The sequence below is a fragment of the Rhabdothermincola sediminis genome, assembly GCF_014805525.1.
In the GTDB taxonomy this organism is placed as follows: Bacteria; Actinomycetota; Acidimicrobiia; order Acidimicrobiales; family Acidimicrobilacustridaceae; genus Rhabdothermincola; species Rhabdothermincola sediminis.
The window spans coordinates 70,643-79,374 of record NZ_JACFSZ010000018.1; the positions used below are offsets into that span (position 1 = coordinate 70,643).

General features: G+C 67.7%; 9 protein-coding genes and 1 pseudogene. 8 read left to right on the top strand and 2 right to left on the bottom strand.

Annotation, left to right across the window (positions count from 1 at the left end; all coding sequences use genetic code 11):
* Window positions 1–43: 43 nt before the first annotated feature.
* Genes HZF19_RS13930 through HZF19_RS13945 form a run of 4 tightly spaced genes read left to right on the top strand, consistent with a single transcriptional unit; the run spans window position 44 to window position 2,404 of the window.
* Complete coding sequence (locus HZF19_RS13930) at window positions 44–607, top strand: TMEM165/GDT1 family protein (protein WP_208029401.1); 564 nt, start codon at window positions 44–46, stop codon at window positions 605–607.
* A gap of 58 nt (window positions 608–665) precedes the next feature.
* The gene (locus HZF19_RS13935) at window positions 666–1,268 is read left to right on the top strand and encodes an SAM-dependent methyltransferase (RefSeq protein WP_208029402.1); all 603 of its coding nucleotides are present in this window, start codon (window positions 666–668) and stop codon (window positions 1,266–1,268) included.
* The gene (locus HZF19_RS13940) at window positions 1,265–1,888 is read left to right on the top strand and encodes a DsbA family oxidoreductase (RefSeq protein ID WP_208029403.1); all 624 of its coding nucleotides are present in this window, start codon (window positions 1,265–1,267) and stop codon (window positions 1,886–1,888) included. Before HZF19_RS13935 ends, HZF19_RS13940 begins: the two co-directional genes overlap by 4 nt.
* A gap of 54 nt (window positions 1,889–1,942) precedes the next feature.
* On the top strand, window positions 1,943–2,404 hold the full coding sequence (locus HZF19_RS13945; protein WP_208029404.1) for an Hsp20/alpha crystallin family protein: 462 nt from the start codon (window positions 1,943–1,945) through the stop codon (window positions 2,402–2,404).
* Between the two features lie 54 nt (window positions 2,405–2,458).
* Here HZF19_RS13945 and HZF19_RS13950 read toward each other — a convergent pair whose 3' ends face one another.
* Both HZF19_RS13950 and HZF19_RS17505 read right to left on the bottom strand, forming a co-directional pair.
* A complete protein-coding gene (locus HZF19_RS13950) occupies window positions 2,459–2,686 on the bottom strand; it encodes an SHOCT domain-containing protein (RefSeq protein ID WP_208029405.1) in 228 nt (75 codons plus the stop codon).
* A pseudogene (locus HZF19_RS17505) lies at window positions 2,683–4,778 on the bottom strand (heavy metal translocating P-type ATPase). The gene HZF19_RS13950 and the pseudogene HZF19_RS17505 overlap by 4 nt, the downstream one beginning before the upstream one ends.
* A 103-nt stretch (window positions 4,779–4,881) precedes the next feature.
* On the opposite strand from HZF19_RS17505, the gene HZF19_RS13960 reads away from it, so the two are divergent.
* The 4 genes from HZF19_RS13960 to HZF19_RS13975 form a co-directional block, all read left to right on the top strand.
* Complete coding sequence (locus HZF19_RS13960) at window positions 4,882–5,091, top strand: heavy-metal-associated domain-containing protein (protein WP_208029406.1); 210 nt, start codon at window positions 4,882–4,884, stop codon at window positions 5,089–5,091.
* Between the two features lie 36 nt (window positions 5,092–5,127).
* Entirely contained in the window at window positions 5,128–6,147 is a 1,020-nt protein-coding gene (ligD, locus tag HZF19_RS13965) for a non-homologous end-joining DNA ligase (RefSeq protein WP_307781231.1), read from the top strand.
* A 122-nt stretch (window positions 6,148–6,269) separates the two neighbouring features.
* Window positions 6,270–6,542, top strand: coding sequence for a hypothetical protein (locus HZF19_RS13970; protein WP_208029407.1), 273 nt, complete (start codon window positions 6,270–6,272; stop codon window positions 6,540–6,542).
* Between the two features lie 315 nt (window positions 6,543–6,857).
* On the top strand, window positions 6,858–8,732 hold a 1,875-nt coding region (locus tag HZF19_RS13975; RefSeq protein ID WP_208029408.1), incomplete at its 3' end, for a VWA domain-containing protein.

An 8,732-nucleotide genomic window follows, 5' to 3' on the forward strand; every position in this document is an offset into this window, starting at 1 on the left:
TTTCGTGAACAGATCGGTGCGGGGGAGATGGTAAGAGACCGGAGTGACTCAGTTTCTCGCGACGTTGGGCCTGGTCTTTGTGGCCGAGCTGGGGGACAAGACCCAGCTCGTGGCTCTAGGGCTCGGAGCTCGACACCGGCTGGGCCCGGTTCTGACGGGCCTGGTGCTCGGCTTCGGCGTGGTCAACGCCCTCTCGGTCACCATCGGCGCGCTGCTCGGAGCGGCACTACCCACCCGAGCTGTGAACCTCGCTGGGGGCGTGCTGTTCCTAGCTTTTGCGGTCTGGACCCTGCGCTCGGGCAGCGAGGGCGAGGAGAAGGACGCCTTGGGCGAGGGCGCTGGCACGATCACCGTGGTGGCTACGACCGCGGTGGCGATCATCGTCGCCGAGCTCGGTGACAAGACGATGCTGGCCACGGCGACGCTGGCAGCCAAGGGCCAGCCGGTCGCGGTCTGGGTGGGTGCGACCGCAGGTGTCGTGGGGGCTGGTTCCCTCGGCGTGGTGGTGGGCCGCTATGCAGGCCAGCGCCTCCCCGAGCGGGTGACTCGCGTCGGCGCGGCGGTGCTCTTCGCGGTCTTCGGCGTCGCTCTCCTGATCACCGCGTGACACGGTCTCGATCCGTCGATCTTGGTTCGCGACCGGTGTGACCGTCTACAACAGGTGCATGGATCGGGCTGCTTGGGACGCTCGCTACGCGGCGACCGACTACATCTGGACGGTCGAGCCGAACCGGTGGTTGGTCGCCGAGTGCGAAGGTCTGCCGCCGGGAGACGCGCTCGATCTGGCCTGCGGCGAGGGGCGCAATGCCGTGTGGTTGGCCGAGCGCGGCTGGAAGGTGACAGCGGTCGACTTCTCCCGGGTGGCTCTCGACAAGGGCCGCCGCCTGGCCGCGCACCGGGGGGTGACCGTCCGCTGGGAGCAGGCCGACGTGTTGACCTGGGAACCAACGGACACCTTCGACCTGGTGGCGGTGCTCTACTTGCAGCTCCCCGAGGCCGAACGGCGCCGGGCGCTCCGGATCGCCGTCGAGGCCGTGCGTGCGGGCGGCACCCTGCTGGTGGTCGCGCACGACACCCGGAACCTCGACGAGGGAGTGGGTGGACCGCAGGACCCGGCGGTGCTCTACACCCCGGCCGATGTGGTCGCGGACACCGTCGGCAGTGGGAGGGAGCTGATCGTGGAGCGGGCCGAGACCGTGGAGCGACCGGTCGAGGGTGCCGGCCGGCCCGCGCTGGACTGCCTGGTGCGGATCCGGAGGGCGCTGTGAGCGAGGCGGCCTCGACGGTCGAGGTGTTTGCCGATGTGTGCTGTCCCTTCACCCACGTGGGGCTGCGACGGTTCGTCGAGATCCGGGACCAGCTCGGCCGGCACGATGTCGGCCTGGTCGTGCGTGCGTGGCCCCTCGAGATCGTCAACGGCGAGCCGCTCGTCGCGTCGTTCGTCGCCGAGGAGGTGGAGGTCCTTCGCCGGACGGTGGCACCGGACCTGTTCCGTCGCTTCGTCCCGGAGCAGTTCCCCTCCACCTCCCTGCCGGCCCTGGCCGTCGTGGCTGCCGCCTACCGCCAGAGTGCTGCGACGGGTGAGGCGGTGAGCCTGGAGCTGCGCGACATCCTGTTCGAACAAGGCGTGGACATCTCGACCCCATCCGTCCTCGATGAGGTTGCGCGCCGGCACGGGATCCGTGTCGATGAGCGGGACCGCGAGTCCGTGCACTCGGATTTCGCCGAAGGCAGGGAACGGGGTGTGGTGGGGTCACCGCACTTCTTCACCTCCGGCGGGGCCTTCTTCTGCCCGTCGCTGGAGGTGACCCGCGACGAGCGCGGGGAGCTCCGGGTCAACGTCGACCGGGAGGGCCTCGGGGCTTTCATCCGGTCCTGCTTCGGCTGAGAGCGGGTAGGGACACGTCGCCCACCTGACTGCGTCTGATGGAGGTGACCATCGATGGGTGAGCTGGTCAAGCGTGAACCAAAGCCGGTCGACGTGCTGAGCCGGCTGGATCGGATGTTCGAAGACTGGACGAGAGCGATGTCCATGCGGTGGCCGATGCTGCCGGGTCCCGAGTTCCCCGCCGAGCGGATGATCAGGGTGGACGAGTTCCGCGACAACGGGGATCTGGTGATCCGTGCCGAGCTGCCGGGCATCGACCCTGATCGGGACGTGGAACTGACGGTCTCGGACAGCATGCTCCACATCGATGCGGAGCGCCGCGAGGAGGAGCGGGTGGAAGAGAAGGGCTACCTGCGCCATGAGCTGCGTTGTGGTTCGTTTTCGCGCACCCTGCCCCTCCCCGAGGGCGCGACCGAATCCGATGTGAAGGCGAGCTACAAGGACGGAATCCTTGAGATCCGCGTCCCGACGCAGGAGCCGCCCCCGCCCAAGAAGATCGAGGTCACGAGGGGCTGACCGCACCGAGCAGCGTCGGCGGCATCCACTCACCGAACCGTGAGCGATGCGCGATCAGCGCTGATCGCGCATCGCGCGTCGGCGTTCCTCGTACTCGTCGACCGACAGCTCACCCCGGGCGAGACGCTCATCGAGGATCTCCTCCGGTGTGGGCCCGGTTCGCCCCGTGACCGTCCGGGCCACGGCGACGATCGCAACGACCACGAGGCCCCAGAAGACGATCATCATCAGGCTCATCGCGACCCACGCCCCCCAACTCCAATCGCCATTCCAGTACATCATCTGCCACCTCCTTGGTTGGTCAGCATCGGGACCTCGACCGGCACCAGATCGACGCGACGCAGGAGCTGAGCGTTGAGTGCGACCACGATGGTCGAGGCGCTCATCAGGACGGCACCGGCGGCGGGAGCGAGTGTCAGCCCGGCCCAGGCGAACGCGCCGGCGGCCAGTGGGATGGCGACGACGTTGTACCCCGCCGCCCAGGCGAGGTTCTCGACCATCTTGCGGTATGAGGCTCGCGAGAGGCGGATCACGCTGAGCACAGCCCGCGGGTCGCTCGAGGCGAGCACCACTCCTGCGGACTCGATCGCCACGTCGGTGCCCGCGCCCATGGCGATGCCGACGTCGGCGCGGGCAAGGGCGGGGGCATCGTTGACGCCGTCGCCGACCATCGCCACCTGACAGCCGCGCCGCTGGAGCTCGGCGACCTTCGAGTCCTTGTCCTCGGGAAGCACCTCCGCGAAGACCTCGTCGATGCCGATCTCCCTGGCGACGGCGTGGGCGACGTCGCGGGCATCGCCGGTGATCATGGCCACGTGTATGTCGAGCCGGTGAAGCTCGCTGACCACCTGTGGGGCCTCGGACCGGATCTGGTCTTCCAGCGAGAGCGCTCCGATGACGTCGTTGCCGGAAAGGACGTACAGCACCGATGCGCCCCGTCCGCGCCAACCCTTGGCGGTGGGGCGCAGCCAGCTCGGTTCGGCGAGGCCATGTGCACCGAGCAGCGCCGGGCCGCCCACGGCCATCTCCACCCCGTCGACTCGGGCCTGCACACCGCGGCCGGTGGTGGCCCGGAAGTCCGTCGCCGGCGGTGGTTCGCCCTGGGCTCGCGCCGCCGCGACGATGGCTCGTGCCAAGGGATGTTCGGAGTCATGCTCCACCGCAGCGGCGAGGGCGAGCACCTCTCGTTCCGTGTGGTCCGGTGCGGCGGCGATGCCCGTCACCACATGCCGGCCAGCGGTCAGCGTCCCGGTCTTGTCGAACAGCACCAGATCGACGGTGCGCATCCGCTCGAGCGCGAGGCGATCCTTCACGAGGATGCCGTGGCGGGCTGCGAGGGCGGTCGACAGGCTGATCACGAGAGGGAGGCCAGCCCGAGAGCGTGTGGGCAGGCGATCACGAGCACGGTGACGGTGTGCAGCACGGCGCTGTCGGGGTCACCGAGAGTCGACCAGGTGACGAAGGTCGCAAGACCAGCGACAGTGGCGATGTAGAAGAGCCCTGCTGCGAACCGATCGGCGAGGGTCTGGGCGCGTGACTTGCTGTGCTGGGCCTGGAGGACGAGGCGTTGGATACCGGCCAGGGCGGTATCGTCGCCGACAGCTGTGACTCGCACCCGGATGCTCGAGTCGGTGGAGATGGTGCCAGCGATCACGGCATCGCCACGTGATCGCGTCACCGGCTTGGACTCCCCGGTGATCATGGATTCGTCGAGCTCCGCGGTCCCTTCGAGGACCTCACCATCGGCGGGCACCCGCCCACCGGGGCGGACGAGCACGACGTCGCCCACGCGCAGGTCGCCTGTGCTCACTCGTTCCGAGCGGCCATCTGCGGTCACCCGTTCGGCATCGTCGGGCAGGAGCTCGGCCAGTGCGTGCAGTGCGCCACGTGCCTGGCCGATGGCGTTCATCTCCTGCCAGTGGCCGAGGAGCATGACGGTGATGAGCGCAGCCAGCTCCCACCAGAACTCGAGGTCGAACCAGCCGAACGTCGAGGCGACCGACGCCCCGAACGCCACGGTGATGGCCATCGAGATCAGCATCATCATGCCGGGCTGACGCCGTCGGAGCTCTCGGTAGGCACCGACGAGGAACGGCTTGCCGCCATAGAGGAAGATCACGGTGCCGAGCACCGGTGGGATCAGGCCGGAACCAGGGAAGGTGGGCGCCGTGTAGCCGAACCATTCCTGCACCATGTCTGCCCACAGCACGACGGGGATGGTGAGCGCGAGGCTGATCCAGAACGCGCGCTCGAAGGCCTCAGGGCCGTGGCCGGCGTGAGTGTCGTGCTCCGGGTGGGTCGATGGGTGGCAGTCGCCGGGATCAGGCCTGGCGCCGTGCGCTCCGGAACGGGCGTCGTGTGTCGACGTGCTCATCAGCCGCTCCTCGGACACCGCCCAGCCGGGTCAGGAGATGGAAGGGGCGTAGTAGTCGTAAATCAAGCTTGCCGATGACACAGACGAGGAGGATCCGCGACCGATGACCGTTTCCCAGACGTTTCGGGTTGAGGGCATGACTTGTGATCACTGCGTTGCCGCGGTTCGCGAGGAGGTATCTCGGGTCGGCGGGGTTGCCGAGGTCGACGTCGACCTGGCAACGGGCAGGATGACCATCTTCGCGGATGATGCGATCGATGCCGACGAAGTGCGCGCCGCAGTCCGCAGTGCCGGGTACGAGATCGCGGCGTGAGCCCCGTCGAGGCGGTCGCCGGTAGCGTCTGGGTGCGTGGTGAAGAGGCCGAGCGACTCGGTGATCGTGTCCGCCGCGGGTCGGGAGGTCGAGATCACCAACCCCGGCAAGGTCTTCTTCCCTGCCCGCGGTGAGACCAAGCTCGACCTGGTCCGCTACTACCAGCAGGTCGAAGAGCCGCTGATGCGGGCGATGCAAGGGCGCCCGGTGCTCCTGCAGCGCTTTCCCGACGGCGTCAGGGGCTCGCACTTCTTCCAGAAGCGAGTGCCCGCGAACCGCCCGGACTGGTTGCGGACGACGATCGTGTCCACGCCGAACGGCACCAGGTCAAGAGCGCTGGTGGCCGCCGACCTCGCTCACGTCCTGTGGGCGGTCAACCTGGGCTGCCTGGGCTTCCACGTGTGGCCTTCGCTCGCGTCCGACCCTGAACATGCGGATGAGCTCCGAGTCGACCTGGACCCTTCCCCGGGGGTCGGATTCGACGAAGTCCGGCAGGCGGCTCTGTACGTCAGGGCTCTGCTCGATGAGTTGGGCATCAAGGGATACCCGAAGACCACCGGGTCGAAGGGTCTGCACGTCTACGTGCGGCTGCAACCCCGGTGGACGCCGTACGAGGTGCGGGCCGCGGCCGTGGCCATGGCGCGCGAGCTGGAACGGCGCCATCCCGGCACGATGACCGCCGCATGGTGGAAGGAGGAGCGCGGCCGGCGGGTGTTCGTCGACTTCAACCAGAACGCTCCACACAAGACGGTCTTCGGCGCGTGGTCGGTGCGCGCTCGTCGAGGAGCCCAGGTATCGACGCCGTTGCGATGGCAGGAGATCGTGGCGGTGGATCCGGATGCGCTCACCATCGCTACCGTTCCCGAACGGGTGGCTCAGCTCGGAGACCCCTGGGAGGATCTGGCGAGCGTTCCGCAGTCGATCGAGCCGCTGCTGGAGATGTATCAGCGGGACCTCGCATCCGGGCTGATGGACGCACCCTGGCCTCCCGTCTACCCGAAGATGCCGGACGAGCCCCCACGTGTCGCGCCGAGCCGAGCGAGGAAGAACCGCTGAACGGCGCGTCGACGGCGGTGTCGTCGCGCGAGCCGGGAGGCGGTGCCGAGGAGCTGACTGCGGCGCGTGTTGACACCCGTCGTACGGTGCTGCTGACAGGATCCCCGATGAAGGGAGCGAACATGGGCAAGCGACACGGGGTCGGCGCGGCAGCAATCCTCGCACTGGTCTCGATCGCCGGTGGTGGAGTCGCAGGAGCGACACCGCCGGAGCGGATCACGATCTGCCACGGCACCGCGAGCGAAACCAACCCATACGTGGTGATCACGGTGGCGAACCGGTCGTTCAAGGACGGCCATTTCGATGACCAGGTGGACAAGAGCCACGGTGCGAAGAATCAACCGGACGTCCTGTGGAACAGCAACGGTTGCGCTCCGGAGCCGCCACCGAACTGATTCCAGACCACCACCTCACCACGGGCCGCGCCGCGTCGGGCGCGGCCCGTGTCGCGGGCGGACTCCACCGTCGTGACGGACGTTCCGTAACGGCGGGTTCACTGTGCGTAGATCTCCGTTCGCTCAAAGGGCTGACTGGTGGCACGAATCTCCTGCTGACATTGCAAGACGAACGCGCAGCGTGTTACCAACGACCCAGCTCGGGACACAACGAGTGGGGGAGGCGTCGATCCGCAGGCCTGAGAGTGGTCGCTGCACCTGCGGGGAGCCAGAGCGAAACCGGCCCCTGACCGAAGGCGACTGGAGGGAACGGTCATGGGACGAGCGACGATCACCCCGCGTGCGCAGCGGATTCACCGGACAGGTGCGGCGCTGAGCATCGTGGGGGCGGTGCTCTCGGTGCTGGCATTCCTCCCGGCAGGGTCTCTCGTGTCTGCCCACACCGTTGGGGCCCCGGGCGAGGACGACGTGTACAGCGGGACGTGGCCACCGAGCGCGAAGCCTGTGTGGAGCCTGCCGCAACCGAATCCCAGTATCGGGGAGTCATGCGGGCTCGACATCGGCATCCTGATCGATCGCTCGGGGTCTATCGCCGACGCCGGTAAAGCCACCGAGATGCGCGAATCGGCGAAGGCACTGGTCGACAGCCTCGCAGGAACGCCCTCCGCGGTCGGGGTGTGGAGCTTCGGGAACGACTCGAGTGCGACCGGTACCGCGCAGCACCCGGCTCGGCAGCTCACCGAGGTGGGTGGCCCCACCGGTCCGGCAGGCGTTTCCGCGCTGAAGGCGACCATCGACTCGATCCCGATCGTGTCGAACGTGGCGACGAACTGGGAGGCGGGATTCGACGCCGTGCACACCGCGAGCACGATGGCGGGCAACCGGGCTCCCGACCTGCTGTTCGTCCTGACTGACGGCAAGCCGACCGTGCACATCGATGACTCCAGCACGGGTGGTACGACCAACAACGACGACGTCGACGGGGGGATCCGGACCGCAAACTTGGTGAAGGGCCTCGGGACGAGGATCTTCGCGGTGGGCATCGGTGCTGGGATCGATGCGACGACGCTGGCGCTGATCACGAACGACACCGCCTTCACTGGCGGGAACATCACTACCGCTGGCTACGCGCTGACCAACTTCGACAACCTCAATTCCACGCTGCGCAAGCTCGCCACCGCTCTGTGCGGGGGAAGCGTGACGGTGCAGAAACTCGCCGATCCCGGGAACGGCGTGTTCACCCCTGCTCCGGGCTGGGAGTTCACCCTCGACCCCACCAACCCCGAGATCCTGAACCAGACCAAGACGACCGACGCGAACGGCCAGACGAACTTCGATCTCAGCGTCTTCACGACCGAGCAGGTGACGCTGACGGAGAACTTGAGTGCCAAGTCCGGTTACCAGTTCCTCGCCGATGAGGTGGTGTGTACGAACAGCAACGGGCGCAATCCGAGGCTGACCGCGGTGACCAACGGTGTTCGCTTCGACTTGGGCCCGACCGACATCATCAGCTGCACGTTCAAGAACCGGAAGGAGTCCGTCGACCTCGGTGTCGTCAAGAGCGACGGTGGTGTGTCCACGACCCCGGGTGGCACCGTGACCTACACCCTCACGTACGGGAACAAGGGGAACGTCGCCGCACCCAACACGGCGATCACCGAGACCGTCCCGGCGAACGCCACGGTGGATCTCGGTACCGGTCCGGCTGACGGCAAGAACGACGGTTGGGTCTGCAACGGCCTCGAGAGTGGCTCGTTCCCAGCCGGAACCACCTGTACCCGGTCGGTCGGTACCGTCGCGGCCGGAGCGTCGGGGCTCACGACGACGTTCACCGTGACGGTGAATGATCCCCTCCCGTTCGGCACGACGCAGATCAGCAACACCGCGGTGATCGGCTACGACGACTCAGCCGGGCCTGACACCAACCCCGCTGACAACTCCTCGACCGACACAACTCCGGTCGTCGTGACCCCGGGCCTCACGATCGTGAAGACGGTGGTGCGTGAGGGTCAGTCGTGTCCGGGTGTGGATGGGGTGACCTTGACGGTGGTGGCGGGGCAGTCGGTCCGGTACTGCTACGTGGTCACCAACCCGGGGAATGCGCCGTTGCTGAACGTGGCGTTGGTCGATGACAACGGCACGCCGGGGAATCCGGGGGATGACTTCGCGGTGACGCTGTCGGGTCTGTCG